We start from the raw sequence: 18,407 nt of genomic DNA on the forward strand, positions 1-18,407 counted from the left end.
AGAATCTAAAGATCTTGTGAAAATGCGATCATTTTCTTTAAAAATCTTGTGTGTAAAATGGAAAGTTATTAACAACTTTATTTTTTCTCAAAGTTATCAAGTGAGTAAAAACAGTTTTATGACAGATTATTTATGAGTTATCCACAGATAAAAATGAATTTTTATTGAAATCTCTATAATTTAGCTTTTTTTAAATAATTAATTTTATTAAATGTAAGTTTTATGATTTGACTTTGTAGTTACTACAGGTTTTATGCTTCTTTCAAATCAAATAGTTAAGGAAATAAAATGAAAGAAGTTTCTCTAGTAAAAAATTATACTCCTAAAGAATATCAGCAGTATGCATCTTGCCCTCATAGTCAAATTTCTAAAAATAAAATGGTATTAGGCATCAGTTTTGCAATTATTACTTTTTATATGGTTGTTGAATTTCTAGGGGGATATTGGTTTAACAGCCTTACCTTGATGGCTGATGCTGGGCATATGGCAAATGATAGTTTATCTATTTTTTTAGTATGGATTGGGTTATTTTTAAGTCTAAAATGGCAAAAATGGTTAGCTTTAATCAATGGAATTTCATTAGTTTGGGTCGCTATTTGGATTTTTATTGAGGCTGTAACACGTTGGCAGGCTCCGATAGAAATAGACGCTTTGCCAATGTTAGGTGTAGCTTTACTAGGGTTTGGGATTAATTTGTTGGTAGCTTTTATAATGCTAAAAAGTAATCGCCATAATTTGAATATTCGTGCAGCATATTTGCATGTTTTAGTAGATTTATTTGGTTCGGTTGTTGCTATTATTGCAGGAATAAGTGCTTGGTGGTTAAATTGGCAGTGGGTTGATGTAGTTGCTAGTGGTATCTTAAGTATTTTTGTATTACACAGCGGTATTTCTACAGTTTTTCAAGCTATTAAATCCTTATATAGTAGCGATGACAATTCATTGCCGAATGATCATTCTCATTAAAGTAAAAAATTGCTTGAGGAAATAATGAAAATTAATGAATTAAGTAAATCTACACATACTAATATTGAAACTATTCGCTACTATGAGAAACAAGGAGTATTACCTCCACCTAAGCGATTGGCTAATGGTTATCGATTTTATGATGAAGAGAGTATAGAGCAATTAAACTTTATTAAAAAATGTCGAATGTTGGGCTTCTCTTTAGAGAATATTCGGGAACTCAATCGTATTAGGTTTAGTACGAAAGATCATTATCAAGCAGATCAATTAGTACTTAATCAACTTATTCAAGTAGAAAATAAAATATTTCAATTATTAGAAATTAAAGCTTTTTTACAATCTATTGTTACCGAAAGTGAACATAATGAAGAGGAATGTAAAGCAATAGAAGGATTGAAAAGCGAATGCAATTTGTAAAAGAAAGAAGGTAGATTAAAAATACTCAGAAATTTGACCGCTCTTTAGGAAGAAAAAATGCCGCCTAAATTTTAATTTTTAGACAGCATTTTATTTTTCTAATTATTATTTTGACAAATCAATTTGATACACTGCAAAACCGATTTCATCAGTACCCACTTGTTTCATTGGATACTGTGCTTTTTCTTTGATGAATTGGGCTGCTTGTTCGCTTGGTGAAGTTTCAAAACGGACATCTAATTTATCGTTACCTGTGATAGGCACAAAACGCCAGTTTTTATCCGCGCTAGGGTTTACAGAACCTTCTTTTTCACTGGTTACTTTAATGTAATCAGCTAAAATTTGACGGTTTTCATCTGGCGATGCGTAAACAATATGTTGATCGCCAGTGCCTGGGAATTTATTACCGTAAGCACGATAGTTATTCGTTGCAATCAAGAATTCTGCTTTTGGATCAACTGGTTTTCCTTGATAGGTTAAATTTACTACACGATGCGATTCTGGGTTAATTAATTTACATTCGCCATCGTAACGAGCAGGTTTGGTTAGATCGTATTCATAATTAACACCATCAATCACATCAAAGTTATAAGTGCGGAAACCTTCCCAGTCGATTAATGATTGTGGTTTATCACTTGTAGGGTCAATTTGTTTAAACATACCTGCACTACATTCTAACCATTCTTTTAATTGCTCGCCTGTAGCTTTAACAACCACTAATGTATTTGGATAGAGATATAAGTCTGCCGCATTACGGAAAGTTAATTTACCTTTATTTACTTCGGTATAACCTGTTGGGTCATTTTTACGACCACCCGCTTTAAATGGTGCACCTGCACTTAAAATAGGTAAGCCAGCCATTGCTGCAACACTTGGTGCAACTTTTTCTACATAGGCTTTTTGTGCTTGGTTCACGATTTGGATGGTTGGATCATCTTGTACTAATGCAAGATAGCTGTACATATTATCTGTTGCTTTACCAATAGGCTGAGAAACAAATTTACGTGTCGCTTCGTGAACTGGTTTTAAAAGTGCGGTAATTTCTGGGTCATTTTCTGCAAGCGCTTTTTTATTTTCTGCATCATAGATTGGACGAAGAACCGCTTTACCTGAAGTAACAATCCATTTACCTTTGTGTTCTGTTAAGCCTAAATCTACCACGCTGATATTATTTGCCCAGTAACCAGCCATACTTTCTGGTACACCTTTTACTGTACCATTTACGATGTCTGCATTTGGTGATTTCGCAAATTCTTTATTTGGGAATAAACGGTGTGAGTGACCAAAAATGACGGCATCAATATGTGGTACATCAGCTAGATAGAATGCTGAGTTTTCAGCACCTTCTTGATAAGGTTCATCTGATGGGCCTGTGTGAGCTAATGCAACGACAATATCAGCCCCTTTTTTCTTCATTTCAGGGACATATTTTTGTGCTGTTTTTACAATATCACGGGTTTCGACTTTGCCTTGAAGGTTCGCTTTATCCCAAACCATAATTTGCGGTGGCACAAAACCGATATAACCGATTTTTAATTTATGTGTTTTGCCATTATTATCCACCACAGATTTTTCTTGAATGACATAAGGTGTGAAATAAGGCTCTTCTGTCCCCGCTTTTACTACGTTCGCATTCACAATTGGGAATTTAGCTTGTTTGATACAGTCAGCTAAATAATCTAAACCATAGTTAAACTCGTGGTTACCTAAAGTTCCTACTTCATAGTGCATAGCATTTAAGCAATCAACCGCAGGGTTAGATTTGCCCTCTTTATAGCCTTGTACAGCTTGATAATCAGCAATAGGGTTACCTTGAATTAAATCCCCGTTATCAACCAATACGCTATTTTTTACTTCAGCACGTGCTTGACGAATAAGGCTTGCTGCACGAGTAAAACCGAATTTCTCGGTTGGTGCGTCTTTGTAATAATCAAAGTCTGTTAAGAAACTATGAACGTCAGTAGTAGCAACAATACGTAAATCTACATCATGTTTATCTTTTGCTGTCGCAAAACGGCTTGCACTTAATGCAAGAATACTGCTTGCACCGATTTGAATAAAATGACGTCTATTAATCATTGAGTTTTCCTTATAAGGTGGGTAGATATTGCCTTTATTCTAAGAAAAATAGCGGATTCTTAAAAGAAAGGAGTAAAAATATTTTTATTTAATTAAGCTAATAATCTTTGTACTAAAGAAGTATAAATATTAACTCCAGTAAGCAATTGATTTTCATCGAAATCAAATTCAGCTTCATGATGACCTGCTGTACGATCTGCACCAAGAATAAAGTAAATGGCTTTACCCCCGTGTTCTTGTACACGTCTACCTAAAATAGTCGCATCTTCACTTGCATTGAAAGCATAATCTGAATTTACGTTATTTATTTGTGGTTGTTCAAGAGATATTTCTTCGATAAGTTTTATAAGTTCAACATCATTATTCATATCCACTGCTTCACCTACAATTTCAGTTTCATATGCGACATCAAAACTTATGGAGATACCTTTGGCTATTTGCATGACTTGTTCGGTCATGTATTCATTAATTACTTTATTTTCTCCCCGCACTTCTAATTGCAATTCAGCAGAAGATGGGATGACATTTCGTCCTTCACCCGCTTTTAGCACACCCACATTAATTCTTGTCATGCCTTCACCATGGCGTGCAATACCATGAAGTTGAGTGACTGTATGCGCTGCAGCTAATAAAGCATTACGACCTAAATGGGGCGCAGCACCTGCGTGTGCAGGTTTACCTTTATAACGAATATCAATTTTTGTGGTGGAAAGAAAATTTCTTGGATTAGCAATAACTGTGCCTGTATTCGCGCAAAAACTAATGTGTGAAGAAGCAAAATAATCTGCATCATCAATTATGCCACTTTGTGCAATGGCTGCTGCACCTCGAACACCTTCTTCTGCTGGTTGGAATACAATTTTTACTTTTCCCGTGAGTTTATCTTTGTTCTGAGCGATCCATAATGCAACGCCTAAACCTATTGTAATGTGTGAATCATGTCCACAAGCATGCATAAAACCATCGTTAATTGAAGCAAAACCTTCTTTATTTGGAATATGCTCGGGTGAGCGAGTTTCCGTTACATTCACACAGTCGATATCAAAACGTAATGCGATGGTTTTTCCTGGTTTACCTGAATCAAATAATGCCACACAACCAGTATACCCTTCCATTTTTTCGAGCCATTTTTCATTGGCTCCATAGGCTTTTGCATTAGCTAAACCTTTATCTACTACAGCTTGTTTTCGTCCACGAACAAAGTCTGGATTTATAATTTGTTTGCCAAGAAAAATTTCAAAACAACCTAAGTCTTCCAAGTAATCCGCAATGCGAGAAGTTGTCCAAAATTCACTCCAACCAATTTCTGGAAAACGATGAAATTCACGACGCCATTTAACAAGTTGATTTAAATCTAAGTTCATTTTTTTCTTCCTTTAAAAGTCTATAAAAACAGACCGCACTTAAATAAAGTGCGGTCAATTTTTTTACTATTTTTACAACATAAATAATGCTAAGAATAAAACGGCAAGTATCATGCCTGGCGCGGTACGTTTTACCATTTCTACAGGGCTTACCATCGCAAGGCCTGCACAAACAATAGTTACGCCTGCAATTGGTGAAGCTGTACGGCCTATTGCACCAGCAATCGCTGCTGCCATACCAAGATTTACGTGAGTGTAGCCGAGTTCTACAGCATGTGGCGTGACGGCTGTGTTAAAGGCAATCGCTGCTGCATCGCCAGAGCCTGTAATTAAGCCCATTAAGAATGGTCCAATTGTTGCACCCCAACGTACAAATTCGTTGGATTCTTTTAAGAAAGAAATTGCAGCATCAACTGCGCCCGTAGATTTTAATCCTGCTACAAATACACTGGCGGCAATAATGATACCAAGTACGTTTGCATAAGAATTTCCCATGCCATTGAAAAATTCTTCAGTGATTTTTACTGGGGAAATACGAGTTACGATAATGCCATAAATTGCACCAATCAACATCGCTTGAGGAACGCCCATTTTAGTCCATTCAAGACCTGGTACTTGTTGTAATGACGTTCCACCAATCACTAAAATAACTAATGGTATTAATGGTGCAAGGGCATAAAGTACATTGACGCCTTCAACAACTTTAATTTCACTTTCTTTTTGTTCTGCAAGATAAGCTTGGCGATGTTGTTCACCATAATCTTTAAAAACAAGCGCAAGAATTGTTAAAACAACAGCACCTATTGCTCCTGCAATCATGTTATATGGCGCATGTGAAAGGTTTACTTGAGCGATAGTTAAGCCTGACATTTCACTAATCATTGCTGAGTGAGAAGAACCTGGGCTCATCATTGATCCAAAAGTCCCAGCTAAAATAGCTGCACCAGCAGTAGCTGGTCGAACACCCGCACTTTTTAAAACGGGAATTAATGTTGCGCCAACTGCAGCTGCACAACCAGCAGCAGAAGGAATAGCAATATTGATGAAAAAGGTGATGACTGTTGCAATCGGAATTAAGAAGAATTTTAATCCGCTTAATGGTTTAGTAAGTAAATGCACTAGATGAGTATCACATTGAGTGTATTTCATTACATAAGCAAAACCCATACTAGAACAGATGGCCATAATTAATCCGCCAGATGTCATGCTTTTGGCAAAAGCATCTAATGCGCCCATTGGATTAAGCGTTAGAATGGACATTATTAAACCGACACCAATCAAAACGGTTCGGGTTTCGGCTTTTTTAATCAGAAAATAAATTGTGGCAATAATGCCAATCACTGCAACGATGGATTTAAATAATTCCATTATATGTTCCCTTTAAGTTAATAAGAAAAAGTTGTATTGATATCAAATGTGCCACATTCCATATTTTCACTGAAGCACAAAATAGGATTTTCGCCCAACACAGTTGCCATTTCATTTTGTATATGAAGCGCAGAACCTTCAGGTAATGCATATACAAATGCAGTTGGATTAACGAGTAAAAATTCTGCCAAACGTTCTTCTCGGCTTTCGCCATTGTGGCCTTGGATTTTACCTGAAATAAAGTGTGGATTAATTTGATGAGGAAAAAGTTGTAATGCTTGAAATGAAGGAGGATAAGTAATCGGCATATCATTAGTTGTCATAATAGATGCGCCCGCTACATTGGCGCCAGCACTCCAACCAAAATAAGGCGTACCGTTATTTACTTTTTCACGAATGATATCAATCAAATTGTGCTCATAAAGTTGTTTTAACAAACAAAATGTATTCCCGCCGCCAATAGCAATGACATCTGCTTGTTCAATGATATCTCGATGCTGTTTACCATGATGAACGGAAACAATATTCATCCCTAAATTAGAAAGTGCATTTTGCACAGTTTTTTCATATTCATCAAAAGTGCGACGTACCCCAGCATAAGGCACAAAAGCAATAGTTTTACCACGATAATCAGCCAAGAAATTTTGTAACCAAGGTACAGTGTGTTCAAGATAACCTGTATTCTTGTATTTTGAGCTACTGAGCAGTAACATGTTTTTCATATTTATAATCCTTTTTAGGGATGAAAAGTTATTGCTATTATGTCGAAGCTAAAAACAAAATCCAGCATAAAAGCTGGATTTTTATAAAGGCAACTCAGTTGTTGATTTAACCGTTTTTAGTGTTACTTCTGATTTTAAGGTTTTAATGCCAAGCCTGGAATTAAGATAGGTGGTTTTAATGTGGTTAAATTCTTCTAAATCTGATACACAAAGTTTCAGAAGAAAATCGAAAGTTCCTGCCATAAAATGGCATTCGATGATCTGTGGGATTAATTTTACTTCAAAAATAAACCGCTCTTTTAATTCTGGATCTTCTTCAAAGAAAGAACCTAATGCATAAACGATAAGATTACAATTTACTTTCTTGGGATTCAATAAGGCAACATAACTATCAATTACGCCGCTTTCTTCCAGTTGATTTACTCGGCGTAAGCAAGCTGAATTTGAAAGCCCTATTTCGTTGGCAAGTTCATTATTTTGTAATCGACCATTTCGTTGTAATGCTTTAAGAATACGAGTATCTATATTATCGAAACATTTTTTAAGCATAGTAAATCCTTTTTATGCTAACAAAAAAGATAACTTATTATAAAAGAAACCGCCTAGAAAAACTGTGATCTAGGCGGCAATTTGGCTAATTAAACGCTATATAAGGATACTTGTACTACCAGTAAAATAGATCCGATTAATAATAAGCATCCAATCATTGGCATGACGAATTTAACCCATCTATCAAATGGAATATGCAACATTTGGAGAGTCACTAATACTAATCCTGTTGGTGCCAAGAATAGCATTGCATATTGTCCCCAGTTGTAAGCGGAAACCACGATATCGCGTGGAATACCCACTGAGTCAGCAAGTGGCGCCATTATTGGCATTGAAAGCACGGCTAAGCCTGAAGAAGACGGCACGATTAAGCCTAGGAAAATAAATACGACTAATTGACCTAAGATGAATACGCTACCCGGCATACCGCTAACCACATTAGACATATAATCAAGGATAGTATCAGAAATCATACCTTGTTCGAGCACTAAGTTTACGCCACGAGCAAGACCAATGATTAAGGACACGCCTACTAATTCTGATGCACCTTCAGTGAAGGATTCCACTATATCTTTTTCAGACAAGCCACTGATAAACATAATGATGATAGTAATGGCAAGGAAAGATGCAGCCATTTGAGGGAACCACCATCCGCCAACCATTACACCCCAAATCATAATAGGGAATGCAATACAGAAAAGCGTTAAGATTAATTTGCGACGAGCTGAGAATGCGATAGTTGCATTTGGATCAAAGTTCTTCATATAACGTTGGCGAAATTCTTCGCGATCGTCGTAAGTGAAAGAAAAACTTGGGTCAGCTTTGATTTTTTTACAGTACCAATAAAGATATGCGATTACGCAAGTTGCGCCTAAAGCTAAACCTAGAGCACGGAAACCAATACCTTCAGTAAATTGAATACCAGCTGCATTTGATGCGATAACAACGGAGAATGGGTTAATTGTAGAGAATGCGGTCCCCATAGATGAAGCAAGGAATATAGCCCCTACGCAGACTATCGCATCATATCCTAGAGCCAGGAATACAGGCACCAGAATCGGATAGAATGCCACGGCCTCTTCTTCAATACCGCATGTTGTGCCGCCTAACACCATTAAGACGGATACGCTGAATACAATAAAAAACTCATTACCTTTGGTTTTCTTCGCCAGAGCCATCAAACCAGCATTAAAAGAACCAGTACGGTTAATGACACCAATCATACCACCTAACACGAAAATAAAGACCATGACATCAACGGCTTCGATAGTTCCTTCCACCATACTTTTGGTGATGTCTTCAATGCCTTTGTGGTGTTGTTCTACTCGTTGATAGGTACCAGGAATTGCGATTGGTTTTTTGATCACGCCTTCGGTGAAGTTGGAGAGTTTAATTTTGATATTGAGATTATCAAGAGTGTCTGTTGTGGCGGGATAAGTTTTATCGTCAACGCCGTAAGCTTTGACGACAAAAACATTATCTGTGGAGTTATATGTTAATTTTGAATATGAACCGGATGGAATTACCCAGGTCAATCCAACAGCGAGAATTAATATTGCAAATAAAATAGTAAACGCTGATGGGAAATTAAACGTTTTCTTCTTTTTGGACGCATCCATAGCGAGCTCCTTATGTTTAACGTTTAAAGTGCGGTTGGTAAAAACATCGGTTAAACCGACCGCACTTTTTACTTTGAGAATGATTTCTCAAAGTTCTTTTATTATTTAAGCATAATAGGATATACCTTCAGCTTTTTTCGTAATACGAGTACCAGCTTTTCCTTTCACAATATCCACAATATCAGATAAAGAGCCTATTACTGCATCTTTTCCTGTTTGTTTCGCAAAGTTGATCGCGGCTTGTACTTTCGGCCCCATGGAACCTGCAGCGAAACCAAGTTCTGAAATGGCTTCTGGTGATGCGACAGAAATTGCTTTTTGAGTTGGTTTACCCCAATCTACGAAAGTTGCGGAAACGTCAGTTGCGATGATAAATAAATCAGCGTCAAGATTTTCTGCAAGTAAAGCTGAACATAAATCTTTGTCGATAACAGCTTCAACACCTTGTAAATTATGGTGTTTATCATAATAGGTCGGAATACCACCGCCACCCGCGCAAATTACGATACTGCCTTTTTCAAGTAACCATTTGACTGGACGAATTTCAAAAATACGTTTTGGTAATGGACTTGGCACAACGCGACGATATTTATCACCATCTTGTGCGATAGACCAATTTTTTTCTTTTGCCAAACGTTCAGCTTCTTCTTTCGTATAAACAGGGCCAATTGGTTTAGTTGGATTTTTAAAAGCTGGGTCGTTGATATCAACTTCTACTTGAGATAATAAAGTTGCAAATGGCACTTCAAATGGAACTAAATTACCGAGTTCTTGTTGAATCATATAACCAATCATTCCTACTGATTCTGCACCTAATACATCTAAAGGATAGGTTGGCACATCAGTATAGGCAGCACCTTGTAATGCGAGCAAACCCACTTGTGGGCCATTACCGTGCGCAATTACTAATTCATTATTTGGCCAAACCTTAGCAATTTGCTCACAAGCAATGCGAACATTTTGTCGTTGATTTTCGGCTGTCAGCGGCTCTCCGCGTCGTAATAACGCATTACCGCCTAATGCAATCACTATTCTCATACGCTCTCCTTATGCCAAACTTGCCACCATGACTGCTTTAATTGTGTGCATACGGTTTTCAGCTTGTTCAAATGCAATATTCATTGGAGATTCAAATACATCTTCAGTCACTTCAATACCATTAGCCAATTCAGGATATTTTTCAGCAATTTGACGACCAACTTTGGTTTCACTGTTATGGAAGGCAGGTAAGCAGTGCATAAATTTCACTTTTGGATTACCTGTGCGTTTCATTAATTCAGGTGTGACTTGATAAGGAAGTAATAATTTAATGCGTTCGCCCCAAGTTTCTAATGGTTCACCCATTGAAACCCACACATCAGTATGAACAAAATCTACACCTTTCACAGCTTTGTCGATATCTTCAGTTACAGTAATACGAGCGCCACTTTCTTTCGCAAATTTTTCGCACATTTCCACAAGACTAGCTTCTGGTAATAATGCTTTAGGTCCACAAATACGAACATCCATACCTAATTTTGCACCAATTAATAAAAGTGAATTACCCATGTTATTGCGAGCATCCCCAATATATACATATCTAATTTCGCTTAATGGTTTGTCGCAATGTTCAATCATGGTAAGTACGTCGGCAAGCATTTGTGTTGGGTGGAATTCATCGGTTAAACCATTGAATACTGGCACACCAGCATAATCAGCAAGTTCTTGAACGATACTTTGTTTAAAGCCACGATATTCAATGCCATCATACATTCTGCCTAATACGCGGGCGGTATCTTTCATACTTTCTTTGTGGCCAATTTGAGAGGAGTTCGGGTCGATGTAGGTGACTTGTGCGCCTTGATCATGAGCGGCGACTTCGAATGCACAGCGTGTGCGAGTGGAGGTTTTTTCAAAGATGAGCGCTATATTTTTGCCTTTTAATTTTTGTTGTTCTGTGCCTGTATATTTGGCTCGTTTCAAATCTCGGGAGAGATCTAAGAGATATTTAATTTCACGTTCTGTGTGATGAACAAGACTAAGTAAATGTCTATTTTTCATATTGAAAGCCATAATAATCTCCTTGTGTTTTGACTATCCATTGGGGAATAAACATACATCATTCGAGATACTGCTTGTCGTTCGAACGGTTGCATTATAAGAGAAATAAAATGAAATTTGTTATCGTATTTCATCTGGTAATGTAAAGATATTGAATTTTATTGCGAGGTTTTTAGTGTTATTAGAATTTATGTTTTTCTAAACAAGAAAATCAATTTATGATTGGTATTAGCTTAATCTAGATCAAACAAGTTCTAATTAATTAAAATTTCCTTTTGTATCTAGTAGAAAAAAGGTTTTATCATTTTATTCATAAATCTGAGTGATTTTATCGGGTTTATAACGAAACTTTCTATTCTAACAAAAGGACTTAATTATGTACTGTGTACAATGTGAACAAACCATGCGTACTCCGATGGGTAATGGTTGTAGTTACTCTCAAGGAATGTGCGGTAAAACTGCGGAAACTTCTGATTTACAAGATCTTCTTATTGCAACTCTGCAAAGCTTATCTGCTTGGGCTATTCAAGCGAGAGATTTAGCTATTATTGATAATGAAATTGATGCTTTTACGGCACAAGCATTTTTCTCTACCTTGACTAATGTAAACTTTGATTCTCAACGTATAGTTGAATATGCGCAACAAGCCATCGCTTATCGCGATAATTTAATGAAACGTTGCCGTACACTAAATCCAAGTATTGATATAAACCATCCATTAGCTCATTTACAGCTTGAAGGTGCAACGATTTCTGATTTAACAAAACAAGCAGCGAATTTTGCTCTAAATTCTGACCGCACTTTGATTGGGGAAGAAGTACATGGCGTGCGTATGCTTTGTTTATACGGTTTAAAAGGTGCGGCTGCTTATATGGAACATGCCCATGTTTTAGGTAAATTTGATAATGAGGTATATCGTCAATTCCATGAGTTTATGGCGTGGCTAGGAACAAATCCAAGCGATCTAAATGAATTGTTAGAAAAGGCGCTTGGCATCGGTAATATGAATTTTCAAGTAATGAGTTTATTAGATGCAGGTGAAACAGAAGCATTTGGTCATCCTGTTCCAGCAACGGTAAATGTGAAGCCTGTAGCAGGAAAATGTATTTTAATTTCTGGTCATGATTTAAAAGATTTAAAAGCACTTTTAGAACAAACGGAAGGAACAGGGATAAATATTTATACTCATGGTGAAATGTTACCTGCGCATGGTTACCCAGAATTGAAAAAATACAACCATTTAGTTGGTAACTATGGAAGTGGTTGGCAAAATCAGCAGAAAGAATTTGCTAAATTCCCTGGTCCTGTAATTATGACCTCTAACTGTATTATTGATCCTAATGTTGGTAATTACGCAGATCGTATTTATACCCGTAGTATTGTGGGCTGGCCTGGTGTAACGCACATTGAAGATCGTGATTTCAGTCAAGTTATCGCGAAAGCACAAGAAATGGCGGGATTCCCTTATGATGAATTAGAACACAAAATTACCGTTGGGTTTGGTCGTCAAACTTTATTAGATGCTTCAGATGCGGTGATTAATCTTGTTGCTGGTGGAAAATTACGTCATGTTTTCTTAGTGGGCGGGTGTGATGGTAGCAAAGGTGAACGTAGCTATTACACTGATTTTGCTCGTCAAGTACCGGAAGATTGTGCGATTTTAACTTTAGGTTGTGGTAAATATCGTTTTAATAAATTAGATTTTGGTGCTATTGATGGGTTACCTCGCTTGTTAGATGTTGGGCAATGTAATGATGCGTATTCTGCGATAATGCTTGCTGTAAATCTTTCACAAAAACTTGGTATTGGCGTTAATGAATTGCCATTAACACTAGTGCTTTCTTGGTTTGAGCAAAAAGCTATTGTTATTTTGCTTACCTTATTGGCGTTAGGTGTAAAAAATATCTATACAGGGCCGACTGCTCCAGCATTTTTAAATGATAATGTGATGGCATTATTAAATGAAAAATTCGGTTTGCGCGGTTTGACCACTCCTGAACAAGATATGGCAGAAGCTTTAGCTAAATAACATTTCATAGAAAAGTGCGGTCGATTTTTTAATTTGTAGTATTAGTTTTATAAACATTTTAAAAATCCACCGCACTTTTTTCTATCTTCAAAGAGAAAATTCTATGTCAAATAATCAGAATCCGTTGTGTTATAACGAAATGCAGGTACATGCTATTCATCAGGAAACTGATGATGTCTATACAATTGAATTAATAGCACAAGATTTTTACCCTTATGAGCCTGGTCAGTACGCTTTAGTAAGTATTCGTAATACGCCAAATATTGTGCGAGCTTATACACTATCATCTACGCCAGGAATGAGCCGTTTTGTTACTTTAACCGTTCGCCGTATTAAAAATGGAGTAGGTTCTAATTGGATTACATCCGAAATTAAAGAAGGTGATCAAATTTGGCTATCCGATCCAATGGGTAAATTTACCTGTACCCGTATTGTAAGTGATCGATATTTGCTTGTGGCTGGTGGATGTGGCGTTACGCCAATCATGTCTATGACGCGCTGGTTATTAAAAAATAAACCGAGTGTAGATGTGGTTGTATTCTATAGTGTCCATTCGCCTAAAGATGTTATTTTTAAACGAGAATGGACATTGCTGAAAGAACAATTTCCACAGTTAAAATTATTTATTAATGCTTCTGTTGATGCGGATGATGGCTTTATAGCTGGACGTTTAAATAGTCAAATGTTATCTGACCTTGTACCCAATATAGCTGATTATACGGTGCTGACTTGTGGTCCAGAGAGTTATATGAATGATTTACGTACGATGACAGAATCCCTTGGTATTCCATCTGAGCGTTTCTTTTTAGAGCAATTTCATTCTTCAGCAGAAAATTGTATGTTAGATAATAGTAAACAAGTGACGCTTTCTATTATTAATCCAGTACCTCAAACTTTTTCTGTACCTGTTGGAAAAACCTTATTAGCTGCTTTGGAAGAACATAAAGCACCGATTATTGCCGCCTGTAGAGAAGGTATTTGTGGTTCTTGTAAAACTTTAGTGGTGAGTGGGGATTATGAAGTGAGTTCAAACGGACCGCTGACAGAAGATGAAATTAAACAAGGTTATGTTTTAGCGTGTTGCTGTCAAATGAAAGGAAATATATCAGTTGATTTAATGCCTTAATCCTTAATAAAGTGCGGTTATTTTTATTACGGTTTTTATACATTGATCTTAGACAAGGGCAATTTGTATATTTAGTGATATGATAACCGCAAATTATTTTTTGAGTTTTTTATGAATTTACCTTTTCGAGCAATGGTGTCTGATTTAGATGGCACCCTTTTAACTCCTGAACATTTAGTCGGTGATCTTACCATTGATACGCTGAGAGCATTAGAGCAAAACGGAGTGGATATCATTTTGGCAACGGGGCGTAACCATACCGATGTGTCATCTATTCTTGGAAAAATTGGTGCGGAACGTGCGGTTATGATTACATCAAATGGTGCTCGTGTACGGGATTTACAGGGTAATTTGCTTTATAGCAATAGTTTGCCTGAAGACTTAGTTCTCGAGCTTTACAAAACGCCATTTGATACTTCCAAAGTATGCATGAATAGCTATCAAGATGAAGGTTGGTTTACTAACAAAGATATCCCTGCAATGCGTCAGTTCCATAAAGAATCTGGATTCGATTATAACGTTGTCGATTTTTCCAAACATCATGGACGTGGGACAGAAAAAGTCTTTTTTATTGGTAAAACTCCTGAGGATTTAGTTGAAGTAGAAAGTTATTTACGAGATAAGTTTGGTGACGTAACGACAATTGTTTATTCAGCATTAGCTTGTTTGGAAGTAATGAATAAGAATGTTTCAAAAGGGGATGCATTAAAACATTTACTCGAATCACGTGAGTATGAGTTAAAAGACTGTATTACTTTTGGTGATGGAATGAATGATGTAGAAATGCTTTCTTGGTCTGGTAAGGGCTGCATCATGCAAGATGCAGATGTTCGTTTAAAAAAAGCTTGTCCAGAGTTAGAAGTTATTGGTTCAAATAAAGAAGAATCAGTCGCTCGTTATTTGCGAACCCAATTTGGATTAGATTATTAATGCAGGCATTATTATTTATAAGTTGTGGTGCAATATTAGGTGCGTCATTGCGTTGGGCTATAGGATTGTTATTTAATCCTTTATTTTCCTCATTTGCTTTTGGAACTTTAATAGCTAATTTGCTTGGTTGTTTAATTATTGGTGTATTACTTGGGCTTTTTTGGCAATTTCCACAAATTAGTTCTGAATGGCGGTTATTTTTAATTACCGGTTTTTTAGGATCGCTAACCACATTTTCTTCTTTTTCTTCCGAAATTGTGGAATTATTTTTTAATGACAAGTGGTTAAATGGATTTTGTGTATTGATGATGCATTTATTCGGATGTTTAGCTATGACTGTATTGGGCATTTGGATATATAAAATTTGTTCTCAACTTTTATCTTAATCCCATTCACTTTGGTTTTGCCCAATTAAATCAGCAAATTCATCGCTACGAAATCCATGTGATAGCATATATTGCCAAATTTTTTGTTTCATTTTAGGCGTTTGCTGTTCGTTGTAATTTGGGAATTTTTTACGTAACAAGTTCTCAGCCATTTCATACCAATTAATTTCTGATTCCATTAAAACTTCATCAATAATATCAGAAGACACACCTTTTAATTGGAGTAATTCTTGTCGAATTCTTCCTACACCATAACCTTTTTGTGCGCGTGAATTTAGATAATTTTCTGAAAAACGACGATCACTTTGCCAATTTTTTGCCTGGCATAAAGATAATGCATCATCAATTTCTTCTTCCGAAAAGTTCTTTTCCTGCATTTTATTGCGGAGCTCGAATTCACTATATTCTCTGCGAGAAAGAAGATTAACTATGTAATTAAAAGCAAGGGATGACAAGGAATGATTCCTTTATTTTTATTGAGTTGATATAAAGTGCGGTTAAAAATGACCGCACTTTTGGCGTTAATGATTTGATTTATTCAAAATCACTTTCTGATCCGGAACTATTTTCAGATTGTTCAATATCAGCCATTAAAGCTTGTTCTGGATTAGCCACTAATTCTGCGCGTAAACGAGCTTCTAACTCATCTGCTTTTTCTGGATTTTCATTGAGCCATTTCATTGAGTTAGTTTTACCTTGGCCAATTTTTTCTCCATTATAGGCATACCACGCACCTGATTTCTCTACAAGCTTGTGTTTTACACCAAGTTCTAATAATTCCCCTGCTTTTGAAATACCTTCACCATAAAGAATTTGGAAATCTACTTGACGGAATGGTGCCGCTAATTTGTTTTTCACTACTTTTACGCGAGTTTCATTCCCAATAATATTTTCGCCATCTTTTACAGAACCTGTGCGACGAATATCTAAACGAACAGAAGAATAGAATTTTAATGCATTACCGCCAGTGGTAGTTTCTGGATTGCCAAACATCACACCTATTTTCATTCGGATTTGGTTAATAAATACAACTAAACAGTTTGCATTTTTTATTTGGCCAGTAAGTTTACGCAAAGCTTGTGACATTAAACGAGCCTGTAGTCCCATATGGGAATCACCCATATCCCCTTCAATTTCAGCTTTTGGTGTCAGTGCGGCAACGGAGTCAACAATGATTACATCAATTGCGCCAGAGCGAACTAATGCATCACAGATTTCAAGTGCTTGTTCACCATTATCTGGTTGAGAAACAAAAAGTTCTTTTACATCTACTCCAAGTTTTGCTGCATAAATAGGATCAAGGGCGTGTTCTGCATCAATAAATGCACAGGTTTTTCCCGCTTTTTGCGCTTGAGCAATGACGGAAAGAGTTAATGTTGTTTTACCAGATGATTCAGGTCCGAAAATTTCTACAATTCGTCCCATAGGTAGACCACCAATTCCCAGTGCAACATCTAAGCCAAGTGATCCAGTAGAAATAGATTCTACATCTAACGTTTTGGTATCGCCTAACTTCATAATTGAGCCTTTACCAAATTGTTTTTCGATTTGTCCTAATGCTGCAGCTAGTGCTTTTTGTTTTTCTTCTTGAGTCGCCATAAGTGAATTCCTGTTTGAATGTTCAAGTTTTTTGTGATTATATCTGTATTGATGTACAGGTCAAGAAAAATTTCTATATTTTATGAGAAATGTGAACAACAGTTCAGAATTAGTTTTGAATATTTATAGATAAAATAAATAAAAATAGTTAGAAATAAATTTGCTTCTTTTATCTCTATTTTATGTTGTAAGAAGGATTTTTACTATATTGATTATTCATAGTAATTTAAGTATTTCTTTAAAAATAAATTTTATTTTGCGATCAGGTTCACAAAATTGAAATTTATTTTTAGGTAATGAAAAAAGTTCGTGATATAAAAAAAGCAGAAGTACTTCTACCGATTTTTTCAACAAATTATTCATTTTGGAGATATATATGAATATAAAAGACGAACATATTGATGTAGTTTGCTCTCTGTTAGATCAGTTGGTAGGAAATGTTACCTCCAGGAACCTTTTTACAGGATATGGGTTATTCCATAAAGGAGAAACGATGTTTGCAATTTGGCAAAATAAGAAACTCTACTTGAGAGGGGAGGGAGAGTTAGCATCTTATCTTATTAGGCTTGGTTGTGAGCCTTTTACAACAAATGAAGTAAATAAACGCTTTGTTCTTTCTCAGTATTATGCTTTATCTAATCAGGTTATAGGTGATAATGCATTATGTAGAAAACTAGTAATTCTATCTATTAAACAAATTCAAAAGCAGAAGTTGAAGCGTACATTAAATAAACTAAACCGTTTGAAAGATTTGGCTAACTTGACTATTAGGCATGAGAGAGCGCTAATTAAAGCTGGTATTTTAGATGTTAAAATGCTGAGGGAAATTGGCGCAGAGAATGCTATGGTTCGATTAAAAAAAGCAGGAAGTGGTGCTACTTTAGATTTCTACTGGAAATTAGTTGGAGCATTACTTAATAAAAATAGCCAAATGTTCACTAAAGCAGAAAAAGAAGCTTTATTAAAAAAATTGAATGAAGTTTTGAGGGCTAACGGTTTAAAGGGTTATAGAAAATTAGATGATGAGTAAAATTTGCGCGTTCAAATAAAATTTCTTAAAAAGGGGTTGCAAAGGGTTTTAAAACGCCTATAATGCACCGCACACAACGACGCACTGTTGTGAAGTTTTTAAGTTTCCAAGTGCGTCGTTGTTTTTTGCTCTTTAACAATATATCAGACAATCTGTGTGGGCACTTGTTGATTGACTTGTTTT

17 protein-coding genes are annotated in these 18,407 nt (G+C 36.1%); 7 read left to right on the plus strand and 10 right to left on the minus strand.

Going from position 1 to position 18,407, the window contains the following annotated elements:
- The first annotated feature begins 288 nt into the window (after window positions 1–288).
- The gene (locus tag KKW16_RS07060) at window positions 289–966 is read left to right on the plus strand and encodes a cation diffusion facilitator family transporter (protein WP_048953150.1); all 678 of its coding nucleotides are present in this window, start codon (window positions 289–291) and stop codon (window positions 964–966) included.
- 24 nt (window positions 967–990) lie between these two features.
- Window positions 991–1,383, plus strand: a complete 393-nt coding sequence (locus tag KKW16_RS07065) for a MerR family transcriptional regulator (RefSeq protein ID WP_046953379.1) — start codon at window positions 991–993, stop codon at window positions 1,381–1,383.
- Between the two features lie 105 nt (window positions 1,384–1,488).
- Here the strand turns inward: KKW16_RS07065 and cpdB are convergent, their stop codons facing one another.
- The 8 genes from cpdB to KKW16_RS07105 all read right to left on the minus strand — a co-directional run bounded on the left by cpdB (window position 1,489) and on the right by KKW16_RS07105 (window position 11,136).
- A complete protein-coding gene (gene cpdB, locus KKW16_RS07070; protein WP_048953151.1) occupies window positions 1,489–3,462 on the minus strand; it encodes a 2',3'-cyclic-nucleotide 2'-phosphodiesterase in 1,974 nt (657 codons plus the stop codon).
- A gap of 92 nt (window positions 3,463–3,554) precedes the next feature.
- Window positions 3,555–4,826, minus strand: a complete 1,272-nt coding sequence (locus tag KKW16_RS07075) for a M20 family metallo-hydrolase (protein ID WP_140524128.1) — start codon at window positions 4,824–4,826, stop codon at window positions 3,555–3,557.
- Between the two features lie 72 nt (window positions 4,827–4,898).
- A complete protein-coding gene (gene dcuC, locus KKW16_RS07080; RefSeq protein WP_048953153.1) occupies window positions 4,899–6,194 on the minus strand; it encodes a C4-dicarboxylate transporter DcuC in 1,296 nt (431 codons plus the stop codon).
- A gap of 17 nt (window positions 6,195–6,211) precedes the next feature.
- Window positions 6,212–6,916 carry a dipeptidase PepE gene (gene pepE, locus KKW16_RS07085; protein WP_048953154.1) on the minus strand — a complete coding sequence of 235 codons (705 nt, stop codon included), beginning with the start codon at window positions 6,914–6,916 and terminating at the stop codon, window positions 6,212–6,214.
- An 81-nt stretch (window positions 6,917–6,997) separates the two neighbouring features.
- Window positions 6,998–7,465: an Lrp/AsnC family transcriptional regulator gene (locus KKW16_RS07090; protein ID WP_048953155.1), complete on the minus strand. Its 468-nt coding sequence runs from the start codon at window positions 7,463–7,465 to the stop codon at window positions 6,998–7,000.
- 89 nt (window positions 7,466–7,554) lie between these two features.
- The gene (locus KKW16_RS07095; RefSeq protein WP_005632201.1) at window positions 7,555–9,084 is read right to left on the minus strand and encodes a YfcC family protein; all 1,530 of its coding nucleotides are present in this window, start codon (window positions 9,082–9,084) and stop codon (window positions 7,555–7,557) included.
- Between the two features lie 105 nt (window positions 9,085–9,189).
- Complete coding sequence (gene arcC, locus KKW16_RS07100; protein WP_048953156.1) at window positions 9,190–10,122, minus strand: carbamate kinase; 933 nt, start codon at window positions 10,120–10,122, stop codon at window positions 9,190–9,192.
- A 9-nt stretch (window positions 10,123–10,131) separates the two neighbouring features.
- The gene (locus tag KKW16_RS07105; RefSeq protein WP_048953157.1) at window positions 10,132–11,136 is read right to left on the minus strand and encodes an ornithine carbamoyltransferase; all 1,005 of its coding nucleotides are present in this window, start codon (window positions 11,134–11,136) and stop codon (window positions 10,132–10,134) included.
- A gap of 364 nt (window positions 11,137–11,500) precedes the next feature.
- On the opposite strand from KKW16_RS07105, the gene hcp reads away from it, so the two are divergent.
- The 4 genes from hcp to crcB all read left to right on the plus strand — a co-directional run bounded on the left by hcp (window position 11,501) and on the right by crcB (window position 15,595).
- Window positions 11,501–13,153, plus strand: a complete 1,653-nt coding sequence (gene hcp / locus KKW16_RS07110; RefSeq protein WP_048953158.1) for a hydroxylamine reductase — start codon at window positions 11,501–11,503, stop codon at window positions 13,151–13,153.
- Window positions 13,154–13,256: 103 nt separating this feature from the next.
- Entirely contained in the window at window positions 13,257–14,279 is a 1,023-nt protein-coding gene (hcr, locus tag KKW16_RS07115) for an NADH oxidoreductase (RefSeq protein WP_048953159.1), read from the plus strand.
- Window positions 14,280–14,390: 111 nt separating this feature from the next.
- Window positions 14,391–15,209 carry a Cof-type HAD-IIB family hydrolase gene (locus tag KKW16_RS07120; protein WP_048953160.1) on the plus strand — a complete coding sequence of 273 codons (819 nt, stop codon included), beginning with the start codon at window positions 14,391–14,393 and terminating at the stop codon, window positions 15,207–15,209.
- Entirely contained in the window at window positions 15,209–15,595 is a 387-nt protein-coding gene (gene crcB / locus KKW16_RS07125; protein WP_048953161.1) for a fluoride efflux transporter CrcB, read from the plus strand. The genes KKW16_RS07120 and crcB overlap by 1 nt, the downstream gene beginning before the upstream one ends.
- Here crcB and recX read toward each other — a convergent pair.
- Complete coding sequence (gene recX, locus KKW16_RS07130; protein WP_048953162.1) at window positions 15,592–16,050, minus strand: recombination regulator RecX; 459 nt, start codon at window positions 16,048–16,050, stop codon at window positions 15,592–15,594. The two genes, crcB and recX, sit on opposite strands and share 4 nt — an antisense overlap.
- Window positions 16,051–16,129: 79 nt before the next feature.
- Entirely contained in the window at window positions 16,130–17,194 is a 1,065-nt protein-coding gene (gene recA / locus KKW16_RS07135; RefSeq protein WP_048953163.1) for a recombinase RecA, read from the minus strand.
- Window positions 17,195–17,570: 376 nt separating this feature from the next.
- On the opposite strand from recA, the gene tfoX reads away from it, so the two are divergent.
- Window positions 17,571–18,224, plus strand: a complete 654-nt coding sequence (tfoX, locus tag KKW16_RS07140; RefSeq protein WP_080351540.1) for a DNA transformation protein TfoX — start codon at window positions 17,571–17,573, stop codon at window positions 18,222–18,224.
- Window positions 18,225–18,407 lie beyond the last annotated feature (183 nt).

Source organism: Haemophilus sp. SZY H8, from assembly GCF_018829755.1.
GTDB classification, from domain to species: Bacteria; Pseudomonadota; Gammaproteobacteria; order Enterobacterales; family Pasteurellaceae; genus Haemophilus; species Haemophilus haemolyticus_K.